Below are 16,296 nucleotides of genomic sequence, written 5' to 3'. Positions count from 1 at the left end.
GATGAGCGGGGTTCCACAAGTTGGAACGCGAAATCAGCCACGCAGTGCGCGGTCGGTGATCGACTTCGCCCCGCGGCCGATGGCCACGGTTCCCGACTGCACGATCTCCTTGATCCCGAAGGGTTCGAGGACCTCGCGCAGGGCTTCGACCTTGCCGAGCTCACCGGTGGCCTCGATGCTCACGGAGTCGGGTCCGACGTCGACGATCTTCGCGCGGAACATCTCCACCGCCGAGGCGACCTGGGGTCGTGTGGCCGCATTCGCCTTCACCTTGTAGATGATGTGCGCACGGCGCACCGAGGACTCAGGTTCGAGTTCGACGATCTTGATGACGTTGACGAGCTTGTTCAGCTGCTTCGTCACCTGTTCCAGCGGAACGTCGTTGACGTCGACGACGACGGTGATCCGGCTCAGCTCCTCATGTTCTGTCACACCGACGGCGAGGCTGTGGATATTGAAGCCGCGGCGGGCGATGAGCCCGGTGAACCGGGTGAGCACGCCGGGCTTGTTCTCGACCAGGACAGAGAGTGTGTGTCGGCTGCTGTTCATTCCAGGCCTCCTTCGATCTGAGCCACGGAACGCACCGTGCCGTCTTCGTTCGCTCCGGCCTCGGCGATGGCAGCCTCGGCCTCCTCTTCGCCCTCTCCGTCGAACTCGGGACGGATGCCGCGGGCGTACTCGATCTCATCGTTCGACACGCCTGCCGCGACCATCGGCCACACCATCGCATCCGGTGGGACCGTGAAGTCGAGGACGACCGGTCGGTCATTGATCGACAGCGCCTTCTCGATCGCGGCGTCGACATCCTCGTTGCGGTCCACGCGGATCGCCTCACAGCCGTAGGCTTCGGCCAGTTTGGCGAAGTCGGGGATGCGGATCGTCTCGTGCCCGGTGTTGAGGTCGGTGTTCGAGTAGCGGCCGTCGTAGAACAGGGTCTGCCACTGACGGACCATGCCCAGCGACGAGTTGTTGATGATCGCGACCTTGATCGGGATGTTGTTGAGCGCACAGGTGGCCAGCTCCTGATTCGTCATCTGGAAGCAGCCGTCACCGTCGATCGCCCACACCACGCGGTCGGGCTGGCTGACCTTCGCACCCATGGCCGCGGGCACGGAGTAGCCCATGGTGCCGAGCCCGCCGGAGTTCAGCCAGGACTTGGGGCGTTCGAATTCGATGAACTGAGCGGCCCACATCTGGTGCTGCCCCACGCCTGCGGCATAGACCGCCTCGGGGCCGGTGAGCGCAGAGATCCGGGAGATGACGTACTGCGGATCGCACAGTTCGCCGTGCGTCTCATAGCCGAGCGGGTAGGTCTGCTTGAGACGGTTGAGGAAGCGCCACCACGGTTCGCGCTGGCGCTCCAGAGCCTTGGGGAACTTGCTGCGCATCTCTGCGAGCATCTCGGCGAGCACTTCGCGGGCATCGCCGACGATGGCGACATCGACCTCTCGGTTCTTGCCGATCTCGGCCGGGTCGATATCGGCGTGGATGACCTGGGCGTTCGGCGCGAACGAGTCCAGCTTGCCGGTCACGCGGTCGTCGAAGCGGGCACCGATGGCGATGAGCAGGTCGGCCTTCTGGAAGGCGGTGACGGCAGGCACGCTGCCGTGCATTCCGGGCATGCCCAAGTGCAGCTGATGCGAGTCGGGGAAGGCTCCGCGCGCCATGAGCGTGGTGACCACGGGGATGTTCGTGGCCTCTGCCAGGCGCAGCAGCTCCTTCTCGGCCTCCGAGCGGATGACTCCACCGCCGATGTAGAACACCGGGCGCTGAGCCTCGGACATCAGGCGTGCGGCCTCGCGGATCTGCTTGGCGTGCGGCTTGAGGATCGGGCGGTAGCCGGGCAGCACCGGCTCTTCCGGCCAGACGAACGGGGCCGTGCCGGTCTGCGCATCCTTGGTGATGTCGACGAGCACGGGGCCGGGACGGCCGGTGGTCGCGATGTGGTGGGCGTTGACGAGCGCCGCCGGAATGTCCTCGGCACGGGTGACGAGGAAGCTGTGCTTGGTCACCGGCATCGTCATGCCGACGATATCGGCTTCCTGGAAGGCGTCGGTGCCGAGCAACGATGAGGCCTGCTGACCGGTGATCGCGAGCATCGGCACGGAGTCCATGTGCGCATCGGCCAGGGCCGTGATGAGGTTCGTCGCGCCCGGACCCGAGGTGGCGATGCACACGCCGAGCTTGCCCGATGCGGCCGCATAGCCTTCGGCCGCGTGGCCGGCGCCCTGCTCGTGACGGACGAGGATGTGACGGATCTTGTCCGTCTCGAACAGCGGGTCGTAGGTGGGAAGGATGGTTCCGCCGGGAAGCCCGAATACCGTGTCGACCTCGAGCTTCTCGAGGCTGCGGACGATCGCCTGTGCGCCGGTGAGGACCTCCGGCCCGGTGTTGCGGCGAATGCTGGACGGTGTGGCTGTGACCGGTGCGGACGCGGGTTGAGTGCCCGTGTCTTTCGCGGTCGAGGGCTTGGCTGCCATCGATTCCTATCCTTCCTGGGTTTCCTTCTCATCTCCGCATTAAAAAAGCCCCTCCGGATTCGGTAGGGGCGCGCGGAACGTGTCGTCTCGACAGGCTACGGAAGATCCGCGCGCTGGGTAATAACGACGACAAGAAGGTGAGTCATGCCTCAATAGTTCCCCGCAGCACTCGAGGGTGTCAAACCTCGCAAACGTTCGTCCCGACATTCGAGACCGACGATGATTGCCAGGCGAGACTCGCCGAGGCGGCACAGCGTCCCCATTCCCTACCGCCGTTCCGCTCGACCTCAATTTTCAGCGCACAGAGAAACGGGAAGCCTGTTTGCCAGATTCGTGGAATAGATCACAGTCTGCGACTAGGCTGGATTCTCGTGCGCCCCCTCCTCCGTTTCTGGCCTGACCTCCGCTCCCGCATCGGCGTGTACGTCCTCGTGCTCGTCCTCACTCTCCTGGCCAACGGAATCCAGCTCATCGTCCCCGTGATCACCGGCTACATCGTCGACGGACCCATCGCCCACCGCGATCTGTCGGGCCTGTGGCTGCCGGTCCTCGGGGTCCTGTTCATCGGCATCGCCGAGGCTGTCGGGATGTGGGCACGGCGCATGGTCGTCGCTCCCGTCGTCTCCCATTGGGAGGTGACGTGGCGTTCGCGCCTGTTCGATCGTCTGCAGTACACCTCGGTGGCGATCCACGACTCCTGGGAGTCCGGCCAGCTCCTCTCGCGCGCGGTGAATGATCTGTCTCAGCTGCGTCGCTTCTTCGCGTTCGGGCTCCCGTTCCTCCTCTCCACACCGATCGTGCTCGCCGTCGGCACGGTGATGCTCGTGATCATGCAGCCCGTCTTCGGTCTGATCATGATCATCATGGCAGTGCCGGCGATCATCGCGGTCGCCGTCTTCGAGAAGCACTATCGGGAGACCTCCCGTCGGTCGCAGGACACTATGGGCGAACTGACCACCGACGTCGAGGAGTCCATCCAGGGCATCCGCATCCTCAAGTCGTTCGGACGCTCCCCCTGGGCCGCCGAGCGCTTCTCCGAGATCTCCACCCGGCTGAAATCCTTGGAGATCCGCAAAGCGAAGCTCGACTCCTGGCTGTGGAGCGTGCTCCTGCTGCTGCCGACCCTGGCTCAGGCCGCGATCGTCGCCGTCGGCACGTGGGGTGTCATCGAGGGCTGGACGACGATCGGCACGGTCGTGGCGGCCGTGACGATCTCGATGGTGCTGCGGATGCCCATCGAGATGCTCGGCTTCCTGCTCGCCGATGCGCTCATGGCGCTGACCGCCGCAGGACGGTACTGGGAGGTCATCGACATCCGTCATGACATCACCGATACCGACGGCGGTGTCGACGATGCTCCCGAAGTCGGCCACTACCGCGGGAAGCTGCGCTTCGACGACGTCGATTTCCATTTCTCTGATACCGAGCGACTGACCCTGCGCGGTCTCGATCTCACCATCGAGCCCGGTCAGACTCTCGCTCTCGTCGGGGCAACCGGCTCGGGGAAGACGACTCTGGCGTCTCTGGTGCCCAGGCTTCAGGACGTCTCTGCCGGCACGGTGAGCATCGACGACGTCGATATCCGAGACATGCCGGTGAACGAGCTGCGTCACCTCGTGTCCGTATCCTTCGAGGACCCGATCCTGTTCTCGACTTCCGTGGCCGAGAACGTCGAGATGGGTTCCCCGGGCGCGGGCGAGGAAGAGATCTGGGGGGCCCTCGAGATCGCGGCGGCGAAGGATTTCGTCTCCCGACTGCCCGATGGTCTGGATACGCAGGTCGGCGAACAGGGACTGTCGCTTTCCGGCGGTCAGCGTCAGCGCCTCGCTCTGGCTCGTGCGGTCATCGGGCGTCCGCGCATCCTCGTTCTCGACGACCCGCTCTCGGCCGTCGACGTCGACACCGAGGATCGGGTGCAGCGGGCCCTGCGGGAGATCCTGCCGGATTCGACGACTCTCATCATCGCCCACCGCCCATCCACAGCGGCATTGGCCGATGTGGTGGCGGTGCTCGACGAGGGCCGGATCGCAGCGCTCGGCACCCACGAACAGCTGCTCGAGTCCTCGAAGCTCTACCGCGAACTCATGGGGGCGAGCGCGAAAGCCGATGCACACACGTATCCGGGTGCGGCCGCCTCGGCGAAGGAAGGAGGGACACCATGAGCATGCCACGTCTCGACAGCGACGACGAGATCGAGTCGCTGCCGCCGGACATTGCGAAGAAGGCCCGCACCCTGCTGATGTCGCTGGTCAGGCCGCACCTGGCGATGGCCGTCTTCCTCGCCGTCATCGTCGTGCTCACGGCTGCGCTGATGGTCATCGGGCCGGTGTTCATCGCTGATGCCCTCGATCGAGGTGTGCCCGCAGCCCTCGACGGCGATATGGATCCCCTGATCCGGGCGGTCACGCTCTTCGTGGTCTCAGCAATCGCCTCGGCGATCTTGGCGTTCACGTCGACCAGGCTCGTCGGGATCACCGCTCAGCGGATCCTCTTCACCCTGCGCGAGCGGGTCTTCACCCATGTTCAGCGTCTTGACCTGGGTTATCACGAGACGTCAACCTCGGGACGGCTCGTGTCCCGGCAGACCTCGGACATGGAATCGGTGCAGCAGTTCCTGTCGTATTCGCTCTTCGACACGGCGCTGGCGGTGCTGCAGATGCTCTTCATCGCCGTCACTCTCGTCGTCCTCGATGTGCCGCTGGCGATCGTCGTCTTCGCTGGATTCGTGCCGCTGTTCTTCATCACGAAGGCGGCGCATTCGACTCAGCGCAGCGCCTACCGGCGCACGCGGACGTCGATCGCGAAGGTCATCGTCCACTTCGTCGAGACGATGGGCGGCATCCGCGCCGTGCAGGCGTACCGGCGTCAGCCCGAGCGGCGCGGGACCTTGAGCGATCAGGATGCCCGGTATCGGGATGCGAACACGGATGCCCTGCGCGGGGTGGCCTGGTTCGCCGGGTGGACGCGGCTGATCGGCAACGTCACGCAGACGGTCATCATCGTCATCGGTGCGTGGCTCGTCATCGAGGGGTGGACGCAGATCGGCGTGCTCGCCGCCTTCATCCTCTACCTGCGTCGTTTCTACGGTCCTCTCGATGAACTCGTTCAGGCTTTCAATCTCTACCAGTCCGCCTCGGCGGCGCTGGAGAAGATCGCGGCGGTGCTCGACACCGACCCCGAGGTGGTCGAACCGACCCAGCCGCAGGCTCTGCCTGCGCACGCAACCAGTGACGCGGCTGCCAGCGGTCGTGCCCTCGATCTCGACGACGTCCGCTTCGCCTACTCCGACGGCTCCGACGTCCTCCCCCGCTTCGATCTCCACATCCCGGCGGGACAGATCGTCGCGCTCGTCGGCGCCACCGGCGCGGGCAAGTCGACCCTGGTCAAGCTCGTCACCCGCTTCTACGATCCAAGCGTTGGACGGATCACCCTCGACGAGGTGGATCTGCGTGACCTCGACGATGCACAGCTGCGATCGTCGGTCGTCATGGTGACGCAGGAGTCGTTCCTCTTCGCCGGCACCATTGCCGACAACATCCGCATCGGCAATCCGGACGCCAGCGATGACGATGTCGTGGCGGCCGCGACCGCGGTCGGCTTGGATGCGTACATCCGCCGGCTGCCCGAGGGCTATGCCACGGATGTGAAGAAGCGCGGCGGCCGGTTGAGTTCTGGCCAGCGTCAGCTCGTGTCCTTCGCCAGGGTGTTCCTCGCCGATCCGGATGTCGTCGTCCTCGACGAGGCGACCGCGCACCTCGACATCCCGTCGGAGCGGCTGGTGCAGAACGCCCTGGCCACGGTGCTCGAAGGCAGGACAGCCATCATCATCGCCCACCGCCTGTCCACTGTCGAGATCGCCGACCGCGTGCTGGTCATGGAATCCGGTCGGATCATCGAGGACGGCACACCCGACGAACTCATCTCCGGCACCGGGAAGTTCGCACAGCTGCACCAGGCCTGGCGCGACTCCCTCGTGTGAGGTCCTCTCGTCCTCCTGCCGTCCCACTTCCGTCCCTTCGCCATCACCAGCGTGGTCGACTCAGCAGTTCCGGCAAAGTATGTTGCTGTGTAAAAGACGAATCGAATCGACGAGGAGGACACCCGTGAACTCCGAGGCACAGAACGAGACCGAAGCAGCGGCCGACATCGACGATGTGGTCGAGATCGACAGCGATGCCGAGATGAGCAGCCGAACGGAAGAGCGTCGGATCATCGGCGACGCCATTGCCCGTGGCGGCCAGGCGACGAGGTGGACCGCAGCGATCATCGCCCTCCTGTTCGTTGCCTCGGGACTGTGGTGGGCGGGAGGGCTTGTGATAGTCGCAACGACATTCGATCTGCCACGCCATGCGACCCAGCGCTTCGCGCGCAAGCGTGGAATCGAGCTGGACGTTCCTTCCATTGATGAGACCGAGAAGACGTCCTGGTTCGGGTTGATCATCGGAGTGGTCTTCTTCCCCGCCCTCTGCGGACTCATCGTGGCCGAGGCGAAGCTCGGCCACCCCCTGCTGCCGTGGTCGTGGAGGACTCCCCTCTACGACTCGGAGGACTTGTACATGGTTATGCCGATGGCCTTTGCCGGCTTGGCCATCACTGTCTCCTGGTTCATTCGCCGACGACGAGCGGCACGAACCGATACCGGCCGTGACGAGTGATCGTCAGCTCGTCGGAGCCAGGACCGTCTCGAACGACGCGGAGCATCTCCCCTGCGACGGGAATGACCATGGTGGCGCCGACGGTCAGCTGATCGACGAGCTGGTCGGGCAGTGATTCTGCCCCGGCGGAGACGAGGATCCGGTCGAACGGTGCCTCAGCCGGGAGGCCGAGGGCACCTGTAACGGCTTCGTGGAGGACCACCTCGGCGAGGGTCTCTCGGCCAGCGGAATCGGCGGTGACAGCTTCGATGGCCGCCCGCGAGGATTCGACGAGCTCGGGATGCCGTTCGACCCCGAGCACCCGCCCGGTCGGCCCGACGAGGACGGCGAGCAGCATCGAGGTCCATCCGGAGCCAGATCCGAGGTCGAGGACGGTGTCCCCCAGCTGCGGATCAAGCAGCCGGAGCATGTCCGCGACGGTGCTCGGCTGCGAATTCGTCTGCCGGTGCCCGATCGGCAGGGGCACATTGTCTGAGGCGTTCTGACGTTCCGCCATCGGCAAGAACGGTTCGCGCGGAACCCGGGCGAATGCCTCGGCGATTCGATCGTGCGTCTCATCCGTTGTCATGGTTCCTCCGATCCCCAGCGACCCCCCGGCACCTCCCATTGTGCCGATCCGCGCTGAGGGCACAATGGCGTCACCGAGTATCGTTGTGCCGTGACTCAATCTGATCTCGGCCGCGCCCAGAGCCTCATCACCTCAATTCCTGACTATCCCGAACCGGGAGTTGTCTTCCGCGACATCTCCCCGCTGCTCGCCGATGGTCCGGCGATGCGGGCCGTCACCGAGGCGCTCATCGAGCCTTTCGCAGGTCAGTTCGATATCGTCGGCGGGCTCGAGGCCCGTGGCTTCCTCTTCGCGGGTACCATCTCCGCGATGACGGGAGTCGGAATCCTGCCGATCCGCAAGGCTGGAAAGCTCCCCCGCCCAGCGGCTGCTGTGTCGTACACGCTCGAATACGGCACTGCCACGATCGAAGGTCCCGATGTTCTGAAGGAGGGCGAGCGCGTGCTGCTCATCGATGACATCCTCGCCACCGGCGGAACGCTCACAGCGGCCCAGTCCCTGGTCGCCGATCTCGGCGCCGAGGTCATCGGCTCAGCCGTCGTCCTTGAGCTCACCGCGCTCGGCGGACGCGAGCATACGGGCGAGGTTCATACCCTCTTCGCGGAGTGAGACGCCTCAGCTGACTCGGACGTCCTCAGCCGATGCGGATGAGGACGTCGCCGGCCGCGATCGGCCCCGCCTCGGCGAGAGACAGGTCTTCGGCGTCGGCTTCGAGAACGACGACCGGAACGACCACGGACTTCGCCGCTTCACGGGCGGCGGCCAAGTCCCAGACGACGATCTCTTCGCCGGCCTCGACCTGCTGCCCGGCCTCGGCACGGAGCGTGAAACCCCCTCCCTTCAGGTGAACGGTGTCGATGCCCAGGTGGACGAGCACACCCTGATCGGGTCGGTGGGAGATGACGAAGGCGTGGGGTTTGAGGCTCGTCAGCTTTCCCGCGACAGGAGCCGTGACCGTCAGGGTCGCGGCCTCGCCGGGGTCGACGGCCGCACCGGGGCCGACGAGCGCCTTTGCGAAGACGGGGTCGGGAACCTCCGTCAATGGGATCACCGTGCCGGTGATGGGTGCAGCGATCGTGACTGCCATAGTCAGCAGGCCGCCTTTCTCCAAAATCAGTTGTACTTCGCCTAGACTGACCTCAGACTACAGACAAGGATCACTGTCGACCAGCAGATGCTCACCGGCGAGCAGAGGAGACGAAGACGTGACTCAGCCCATGAGGTCTTCGATGTCATCGACGAGGTTGTCGGCTTCCGGACCGACGACGACCTGGACCGCGCTTCCCTGCACCACCACACCGAAAGCACCGGCTGCCGTGAGCGCCTGTTCGTTGACGAGAGAGTCATCGTCGACCTCGACGCGCAGGCGAGTGATGCACGCTTCGATGTCGTCGATGTTGTCGGCACCGCCCAGTCCGGCGAGGATCTGTGCTGCTTTGTCCATGTCTGTCACCTTCATCTCCGGCGTCCACGCGCCGGCGTCGATTTCACGTTCTGCGATCTGCGTCACAAGTCTACGGCGACTCGTGACCGACGGCCCCACTTCCGAGGAGGAATCCGATGACCACCGCATCCGCTGAGGCACCGAAGAAGCGCAGGAAGGCGATACCAGGGTTCGCCCAGCTCCAACGCGTCGGGCGCTCCCTCATGCTCCCGATCGCCGTGCTTCCGGCCGCGGCCCTGCTCATGCGCTTCGGCCAGCCGGACATGCTCGGCGCCGAGGGACTCGGCCAGTTCGCGGACTGGCTGCTGCCGGTGGCGACGGTCTTCGCGGCCGCCGGTTCGTCTCTGTTCGACAACCTGCCGCTGATCTTCGCCGTCGGTGTGGCCATCGGCTTCGCGAAGAAGGCCGACGGCTCCACGGCACTGGCTGCCGTCGTCGGCTATATGGTCCTCACCGGAGTCTTCACCGCCATGGCTCCGGGCTTCGGCTCGGACAACGGTGAGGGCGAGAACGTCATCAACTTCGGAGTGCTCGGCGGAATCGTCGTCGGCATCATCACCGCCCTGCTCTATCAGCGCTATCACCGGATCAAACTGCCGACCTACCTCGGCTTCTTCGGCGGACGCCGCTTCGTCCCGATCGTCACTGCGGTCGCGACAATGATCATCGCCGTGATCATGGCCCTCATCTACCCTGTCTTCGACGCCCTCATCAACAAGGGCGTGGGCGGCTTCCTCATGGAGCACGGCGCCAACCCGGGCACAGGGTTCGTCTTCGGTACCATCAACCGTCTCCTCATTCCCTTCGGACTGCACCATCTGCTGAACAATCTGCCCTGGTTCCAGCTGGGTTCGTGCACGACCTCCTCGGGGGACACCGCGCACGGCGACATCACCTGCTTCTTCTCCGGTGTGGACGGCACGGCCGACTGGACGGGGTCGTTCATGACCGGCTTCTTCCCGATCATGATGTTCGCGTTGCCGGCCGCAGCCCTGGCGATCTACCGCACCGCCCACCCGAAGCGTCGCAAGGTCGTCGGCGGCATCATGCTCTCGGTGGCGCTGACCGCGTTCATCACCGGAATCACGGAGCCGCTCGAATACGCCTTCGCCTATGTCGCATTCCCGCTCTACGCGGTCCACGCCGTGCTCACCGGCACATCTCTGGCATTGGTGAATGCGCTCGGCATCAAATCCGGATTCGGCTTCTCGGCCGGTGCGCTGGACTATCTGCTCAACCTCGGTCGAGCGTCGGAACTGTCCGGCGGCATCGGACCGGTCCTGCTTCTGCTGGTCATCGGCCTGGCCTATGCCGTCATCTACTACTTCCTGTTCCGGTGGGCGATCATCAAGTTCAATCTGCACACCCCGGGCCGCGAGGACGAGACCGACACCGGCACCGGTGCTCCTTCGGTCTTCGACGAAGCCCAGATCGCCGCCGAAGAGTCCACGGGCAAGAAGCGCGCACAGGACGAGGGCAGAAGCTGACCGTCCATGGAATGCTCCGGGGCCCGGTGACGTTATACGCTCGGTTCGGTGCCCTCACCGGGTGCCGAACCGGCGGACCCGATCAGCCTCGGATCCGTCCTGACCAGTGCATACGTGACGAAAGGCGGCACCATGACGGTTCCCACACTCACTCTCAACGACGGCAAGACGATCCCGCAGCTGGGATTCGGCGTCTTCAAGGTCGACCCCGACGAGACCGAACGCATCGTCACCGACGCCCTCGAAGTCGGCTACCGCCACATCGACACCGCTGCCGTCTACGGCAATGAGGAAGGCGTAGGCCGGGCCATCGCGAAGTCCGGGATCTCCCGCGACGAACTCTTCGTGACGACCAAGCTGTGGAATGACCGCCACGGTGCGGAGGAATCCAAGCGGGCCCTCGGAGAATCCCTGGAGAAGCTCGGCCTCGACCATGTCGACCTCTACCTCATCCATTGGCCGACCCCGGCGAACAAGAACTCCGTCGAGACCTGGGAGGCCTTCCCCGGCTACCGCGACCAGGGCCTGACCACCTCGATCGGCGTCTCGAACTTCGACCACCGCTTCCTGCCGGAGATCCTCGATACGGGCATCATCCCGGCCGTCGACCAGATCGAGGTCCACCCGCAGTTCCAGCAGGTCGAGACCCGTCCGCTGCTTGCCGAGCACGACATCAAGATCGAAGCCTGGGGTCCGCTGGGCCAGGGCAAGGTCGACTACGCGAACACCGTCATCGGTGAGATCGCCGCCGCCCATGAGAAGTCCTGGGCTCAGGCGATCATCCGCTGGCACCTGCAGAAAGGTCACGTCGTCTTCCCGAAGTCGAACAACCGCGACCGCATGGAGCAGAACTTCGACGTCTTCGACTTCGAACTCACCGACGCCGAGGTGGCAGCCATCGACGCGCTCGAAAACGGCGGCCGCGTCTCGGCCGATCCCGCCGAGGTGAACTGACCCGTTCAGGTTCGACCAAAACCTCGCCGAGGCGGCCCACCCCGACCAACGATCGTGACCGACGTGGCCGGTTGGGCAGTCAGGTCGAGCAATGACGAAGCCGCCGGAGAGTTCCGACTCTCCGGCGGCTTCGTCGTTCTGTCACGCCACCGTCCGCCCGTCGACGCCGAGGACGACGGCGTCGATGAGCACCGGTCCGTCGGCCTGCAGCGCTTCACGGTAGGCCGCGTCGAATTCCTCGCGAGTCGTGGTCCGGCTGGCCGGGACACCGTAGCCCTGCGCCAACGACACGAAGTCGATCGTGCCCAGAGTCAGCCCCGGGATGTCAGGGACGCCCATCCGCTCGGCGAATCCGGAGAGCGCACCGTATCCGGAGTTGTTGACGATGACGAAGATCGTCTTCGTGCCCAACTGGGCGGCCGTGTACAGAGCTGTGAGCCCGTAGTTCGCCGACCCGTCACCGACGGTGGCGACAATGGTCTTCTCCGGGTCGCCGATCGCCAAACCCAGCGCGACCGGCAACCCGAAGCCGAGCCCTCCCGAGGCCGGGAAGTGGTACATGCCCGGCCTGTCGATGACGATCCGCTCGAGGTAGTCGAGGTCGAGGGTGGTCGTCTCATTGACGTACACGACGCTGTCGTCGACATGATCGTTGAGCACGGCGAGCACCTCGGTGCCGGTCATTCCCTGCTCTGACCGCGGCGGGGAGGTGACGATTCGAGACCCACGGTCGCCTCGGCGAGTTCCTCGATCCGTCGTCGCTGCAGCGAGGTCGGCGAGCGCGGTCGCGACGTCCGCGACGACGGCGCGGCCGAACGGTGCCCGTGTCGCCTCACGCGGGTCCTGGGTGATCTGGATGACCTCGGTGCCCGGCGCCAGATAGTTCGCCGGCTCCCAGCGGTGGTACCGGAACGTGGCGGCTCCCATAACGAGCACGACGTCGTGGCCGGACAATCGGTCGCGCACCGATCGGATGCCCGGAACCAGGACGCCTTCGAAGTTCGGATGGGTCGTCGGGAACGGGCACCGCGTCGGTGAGGGTGCGACGTAGACGGAGGCGTTCAGGCGTTCGGCCAGCACCATTGCGTCCTCATAGACCGTCGGATCAGCCACGGCTGCGGCATCGACCTGCGGGCCGAGGACGAGGGCAGGGTTCTGTGCCCCGTCGAGAACGTCCGTGAGTTCGCGGCGCAGCGACTCCGGCATGGTTCCTGCCGTCGTCACCGAACGCTTCGCCAACAGTGCGTCATCGGGGAGGGCCGGTTCGTCCCAGTCATCGAGCGGAACGGACACATAGACGGGACCACTCGGCTGGGTGGTTGCCTCGAGTGCCGCCTGCGACAGCGTGCGCGGCACGTCGGTGGCCGACAGCGGCTCGTGCGAGTACTTCACCAGCGGGGCGGGCAGCATCGAGGCATCGACGCTGGCGAGCATCGTCTCCTGACCGACGGTGCGGCGCACCTGCTGACCTGCGAGGACGACCAGCGGAACGTGGCCGTAGTGGGCGTTCGTCAACGCCCCCATGCCGTTGCCCGACCCCGAGGCGGCGTGCAGATTCACCAACGCCGGCCCTCCCGTGGCCCGTGCGAATCCTTCGGCCATACCGACGACGACCTGCTCGTGCAGACCGAGGACGAACCGGAAGTCGTCGCCCAGTCCTGCGAGGAACGGCAGTTCGTTCGATCCCGGATTTCCGAAGATCGTCGTCATCCCGTGGGCACGGAAGACCTCCAGACTCGCGTCGAGGACTGTCTTCTCTCCGTCGTCTCTGTCGGATTGGTCGACCATTGTGCCTCTGCTTTCGTTCATAGTTCTCGCACGGAGGAGCCGAGTTGCGTGGCGCCTCTCCCACCTCACCATATCCGTTGGCGCATCAGCCCAGCACGCGGATCGGCTCTCCTGTGACCCAGGCTGCGATGTCCTCGACCGCCTGAGTGAAGAAGATCCGATAGGTGTCTTCGGTGACGTATCCCAGGTGCGGGGTGAGCACAGTGCGCGGTGTGCTGCGGAGGCGATGGTCCACCGGCAGCGGCTCTTCGTCGTGGACGTCGAGTCCGGCCCCACGGATCCCACCTGCTTCCAGCATGGTGATGAGCGCGTCGGTGTCGACGAGTCCGGCGCGCGAGGTGTTGACGAGGATGCTGTCGGGCTTCATCGTCTCAAGTTCGGCGGCTCCCACGAGTCCTCGGCTGCGGTCGCTGAGTTTGTAGTGGATCGTCACCACGTCCGCGGTGGAGAACAGTTCGTCCTTGCTCACCGCGCGCACGCCCAGGGCGTCCGCCCGTTCCGCGTCGAGGTTCTGGCTCCACGCCACGACGTCCATTCCGAAGGCCGCACCGACCCGCGCGACCTTCGTTCCCAGACGTCCCAGACCGACCACGCCGAGGCGGTGCCCATCGAGGTCTCCCCCGACGGTCGACTGCCAGCCGCCGCCTCGGACAGCGGCGTCCTCGGCCGGGATGCTGCGCAGAACGGAAAGGATGAGTCCCCAGGTCAGCTCCGGTGTCGCCGAGGTGGTCGACTCGGTTCCGCAGACCACGATCCCCTGCGCACGCGCCGCCTCCACGTCAATGGAGGCGTTGACCCGTCCCGTGGTCACGAGCAGACGGAGGTCCGGCAGCCGTTCCAGCCGGCCGGCGGTGAAGGCGGTTCGCTCCCGCATCGCCACAGCCACCTCGGCGCCGGAGAGGACCTGCACCAGGTCATCGTCGTCGACGATGTGACGATCGATGAACTCGACCTCGGCGTCGAGACCGCTCCAGTCCGCGAACTTGCCTGCCACCTGCTGATAGTCATCGAGAACGACGATGCGCATTGTGTTCCTCTCCTGAAGTCGTGTGACCTACATCCTAGAGCCGATCGCCGAGGCGGTGCAGACGTGACGTCTGCACCGCCTCGGCGATGGTGAAACCGTTCCATATCGCTGAGCGTCACCCGAAGGCAAGCGGAATCAGCAACGGACCTAGAACTGGATCAGAAGCAGACCGCGCCCTTCGATGCCGACTGCACGAGCTTCGCGTACTTGCCGAGCACACCGGTGAGGCGGTGGTTCTCGGGCAGCGTCCAGGTCTTGCGACGCTCGGCCAGCACCTCCTCGTCGACGTGGAGCTCGATCGAGCGGGCCGCGATATCGACGGTGATCTTGTCACCGTCCTCGACGAGCGCGATCGGACCGCCGTCGACTGCCTCGGGGGCGATGTGGCCGATGCACAGGCCGGTCGAACCGCCGGAGAAGCGACCGTCGGTGAGCAGCAGGACGTCCTTGCCGATGCCCGCGCCCTTGATGGCGCCGGTGATCGCGAGCATCTCGCGCATTCCGGGTCCGCCTTTGGGTCCTTCATAGCGGATGACGACGACGTCGCCCTTCTTCAATTCTCCATTGAGCACGGCGTCCATGGCCGGCTGCTCCTGGTCGAAGACGCGAGCGGTGCCCTCGAAGACATCGGCGTCGAAGCCCGCGGACTTCACGACCGCACCCTCGGGAGCCAACGATCCCTGCAGCACAGTGAGGCCGCCGGTGGCGTGGATCGGGTTGTTGAGCGCGCGCAGGATCTTCCCGTCCGGGTCTGGCGGGTTGATCGACTCAAGGTTCTCGGCCACGGTCTTGCCGGTCACGGTCAGGCAGTCGCCGTTGAGCAGACCGGCATCGAGGAGAGCCTTCATGATCACGGGCACGCCGCCGATCTTGAAGACGTCGTTCATCACGTACTGTCCGAAGGGCTTGACGTTGCCCAGGTGCGGAACCTTGTCGCCGATGCGGTTGAAGTCATCGAGTTCGAGCTCCACTCCGGCTTCGTGCGCGATGGCCAGCAGGTGGAGGACCGAGTTCGTCGAACCGCCGAAGGCCATGACCACGGCGATCGCGTTGTGCAGCGATTCGCGGGTGATGATGTCCTTCGTGGTGATGCCCTGGCGCAGCATGTTGACAACAGCCTCACCGGACTTGCGAGCGAACATCGTGCGGTTGCGGTGGATGGCCGGCGGAGCAGCCGAGCCCGGCAGGGACATGCCCATGGCCTCGGCGGCCGAGGCCATCGTGTTCGCGGTGTACATTCCGCCGCAGGCACCCTCACCGGGGCAGACGGCGCGCTCGATGGCGTCGACGTCCTTCTGGGACATGGTGCCCGCACGGCAGGCGCCGACGGCTTCGAAGGCGTCGATGAGGGTGACTTCCCTCTCCGAGCCGTCCTCCATCTTCGCGGTTCCGGGCATGATCGAACCGTTGTAGAGGAAGACGCTCGAGAGCCCGAGGCGGGCGGAGGCCATGAGCATTCCGGGGATCGACTTGTCGCAGCCGGCCATGAGCACGGAGCCGTCGAGTCGTTCGGCGCTCATCACGGTTTCCACGGAGTCGGTGATGACCTCGCGGGAGACCAGCGAGTAGTGCATTCCCTCGTGGCCCATCGAGATTCCGTCCGAGACGGAGATGGTGCCGAATTCCAGCGGGAAGCCACCGGCCTCGTGGACGCCTTCCTTGGCGGCCGAACCGAGACGCTGCAGCGACATGTTGCAGGGGGTGATCTCATTCCACGATGTCGCGATCGCGACCTGCGGCTTCACCCAGTCGTCGTCGCCCATGCCGACGGCGCGCAGCATGCCGCGTGCGGCGGTGGCCTCGAGGCCGTCCGTGACATCGCGAGAACGGGGTTTGATGTCGGGAGTGGTGTTGTCTGTATCGATGCTCATGCAGGCATGCTACGCCCGATTT

The 16,296-nt window shown here is 65.3% G+C and carries 14 protein-coding genes; 6 read left to right on the top strand and 8 right to left on the bottom strand.

Translation table 11 applies throughout. The annotated features are described in order from the left end of the window. Positions 1-33: 33 nt before the first annotated feature. Both ilvN and HK108_RS11625 read right to left on the bottom strand, forming a co-directional pair. Positions 34-549, bottom strand: a complete 516-nt coding sequence (gene ilvN / locus HK108_RS11630; RefSeq protein WP_139468869.1) for an acetolactate synthase small subunit — start codon at positions 547-549, stop codon at positions 34-36. Further along, on the bottom strand, positions 546-2,480 hold the full coding sequence (locus HK108_RS11625; RefSeq protein WP_139468870.1) for an acetolactate synthase large subunit: 1,935 nt from the start codon (positions 2,478-2,480) through the stop codon (positions 546-548). Before HK108_RS11625 ends, ilvN begins: the two co-directional genes overlap by 4 nt. 371 nt (positions 2,481-2,851) lie before the next feature. On the opposite strand from HK108_RS11625, the gene HK108_RS11620 reads away from it, so the two are divergent. The 3 genes from HK108_RS11620 (at position 2,852) to HK108_RS11610 (ending at position 7,135) form a co-directional block, all read left to right on the top strand. Further along, positions 2,852-4,642, top strand: a complete 1,791-nt coding sequence (locus tag HK108_RS11620; RefSeq protein ID WP_229664103.1) for an ABC transporter ATP-binding protein — start codon at positions 2,852-2,854, stop codon at positions 4,640-4,642. Continuing rightward, entirely contained in the window at positions 4,639-6,459 is a 1,821-nt protein-coding gene (locus HK108_RS11615) for an ABC transporter ATP-binding protein (protein WP_181271643.1), read from the top strand. Before HK108_RS11620 ends, HK108_RS11615 begins: the two co-directional genes overlap by 4 nt. A gap of 124 nt (positions 6,460-6,583) precedes the next feature. Continuing rightward, positions 6,584-7,135 (top strand): hypothetical protein, encoded by a 552-nt coding sequence (locus tag HK108_RS11610; protein ID WP_181271642.1) that lies wholly within the window; start codon positions 6,584-6,586, stop codon positions 7,133-7,135. On the opposite strand, the gene HK108_RS11605 is transcribed toward HK108_RS11610, so the two are convergent. Then, positions 7,086-7,703 carry a protein-L-isoaspartate O-methyltransferase family protein gene (locus tag HK108_RS11605; RefSeq protein WP_139908484.1) on the bottom strand — a complete coding sequence of 206 codons (618 nt, stop codon included), beginning with the start codon at positions 7,701-7,703 and terminating at the stop codon, positions 7,086-7,088. The genes HK108_RS11610 and HK108_RS11605 overlap by 50 nt on opposite strands. A gap of 90 nt (positions 7,704-7,793) precedes the next feature. Here HK108_RS11605 and HK108_RS11600 point away from each other — a divergent pair, with 90 nt between their 5' ends. Further along, complete coding sequence (locus HK108_RS11600) at positions 7,794-8,312, top strand: adenine phosphoribosyltransferase (protein ID WP_139908485.1); 519 nt, start codon at positions 7,794-7,796, stop codon at positions 8,310-8,312. 25 nt (positions 8,313-8,337) lie between these two features. Here HK108_RS11600 and HK108_RS11595 read toward each other — a convergent pair whose 3' ends face one another. Further along, positions 8,338-8,790, bottom strand: a complete 453-nt coding sequence (locus tag HK108_RS11595) for a PTS sugar transporter subunit IIA (protein ID WP_181271641.1) — start codon at positions 8,788-8,790, stop codon at positions 8,338-8,340. 123 nt (positions 8,791-8,913) lie between these two features. Then, positions 8,914-9,276: a PTS sugar transporter subunit IIB gene (locus tag HK108_RS11590; RefSeq protein ID WP_139468876.1), complete on the bottom strand. Its 363-nt coding sequence runs from the start codon at positions 9,274-9,276 to the stop codon at positions 8,914-8,916. Between HK108_RS11590 and HK108_RS11585 the strand changes: the two genes are divergently transcribed. Next, the gene (locus HK108_RS11585; protein WP_181271640.1) at positions 9,264-10,634 is read left to right on the top strand and encodes a PTS transporter subunit EIIC; all 1,371 of its coding nucleotides are present in this window, start codon (positions 9,264-9,266) and stop codon (positions 10,632-10,634) included. The two genes, HK108_RS11590 and HK108_RS11585, sit on opposite strands and share 13 nt — an antisense overlap. A 132-nt stretch (positions 10,635-10,766) precedes the next feature. Continuing rightward, entirely contained in the window at positions 10,767-11,588 is an 822-nt protein-coding gene (locus HK108_RS11580; RefSeq protein ID WP_139468878.1) for an aldo/keto reductase, read from the top strand. Between the two features lie 141 nt (positions 11,589-11,729). On the opposite strand, the gene mdlC is transcribed toward HK108_RS11580, so the two are convergent. From mdlC to ilvD, 3 genes are all read right to left on the bottom strand, one after another. Further along, positions 11,730-13,376, bottom strand: coding sequence for a benzoylformate decarboxylase (mdlC, locus tag HK108_RS11575; protein ID WP_181271639.1), 1,647 nt, complete (start codon positions 13,374-13,376; stop codon positions 11,730-11,732). Between the two features lie 85 nt (positions 13,377-13,461). Then, entirely contained in the window at positions 13,462-14,403 is a 942-nt protein-coding gene (locus tag HK108_RS11570; protein ID WP_181271638.1) for a D-2-hydroxyacid dehydrogenase family protein, read from the bottom strand. Positions 14,404-14,561: 158 nt separating this feature from the next. Continuing rightward, on the bottom strand, positions 14,562-16,274 hold the full coding sequence (gene ilvD / locus HK108_RS11565; protein WP_181271637.1) for a dihydroxy-acid dehydratase: 1,713 nt from the start codon (positions 16,272-16,274) through the stop codon (positions 14,562-14,564). Between the last annotated feature and the right edge of the window lie 22 nt (positions 16,275-16,296).

The sequence above is a fragment of the Brevibacterium sediminis genome (assembly GCF_013623905.1).
Classification (GTDB): Bacteria; Actinomycetota; Actinomycetes; order Actinomycetales; family Brevibacteriaceae; genus Brevibacterium; species Brevibacterium sediminis.
This window is presented reverse-complemented; position numbering and strand designations above follow the sequence as displayed.

Coding starts and splice junctions, on each gene's coding strand:
- ilvN (WP_139468869.1), bottom strand. CDS start 549: ATGAACAGCAGCCGACACACACTCTCTGTCCTGGTCGAGAACAAGCCC.
- HK108_RS11625 (WP_139468870.1), bottom strand. CDS start 2,480: ATGGCAGCCAAGCCCTCGACCGCGAAAGACACGGGCACTCAACCCGCG.
- HK108_RS11615 (WP_181271643.1), top strand. CDS start 4,639: ATGAGCATGCCACGTCTCGACAGCGACGACGAGATCGAGTCGCTGCCG.
- HK108_RS11605 (WP_139908484.1), bottom strand. CDS start 7,703: ATGACAACGGATGAGACGCACGATCGAATCGCCGAGGCATTCGCCCGG.
- HK108_RS11595 (WP_181271641.1), bottom strand. CDS start 8,790: ATGGCAGTCACGATCGCTGCACCCATCACCGGCACGGTGATCCCATTG.
- HK108_RS11585 (WP_181271640.1), top strand. CDS start 9,264: ATGACCACCGCATCCGCTGAGGCACCGAAGAAGCGCAGGAAGGCGATA.
- HK108_RS11590 (WP_139468876.1), bottom strand. CDS start 9,276: ATGCGGTGGTCATCGGATTCCTCCTCGGAAGTGGGGCCGTCGGTCACG.
- HK108_RS11580 (WP_139468878.1), top strand. CDS start 10,767: ATGACGGTTCCCACACTCACTCTCAACGACGGCAAGACGATCCCGCAG.
- mdlC (WP_181271639.1), bottom strand. CDS start 13,376: ATGGTCGACCAATCCGACAGAGACGACGGAGAGAAGACAGTCCTCGAC.
- HK108_RS11570 (WP_181271638.1), bottom strand. CDS start 14,403: ATGCGCATCGTCGTTCTCGATGACTATCAGCAGGTGGCAGGCAAGTTC.
- ilvD (WP_181271637.1), bottom strand. CDS start 16,274: ATGAGCATCGATACAGACAACACCACTCCCGACATCAAACCCCGTTCT.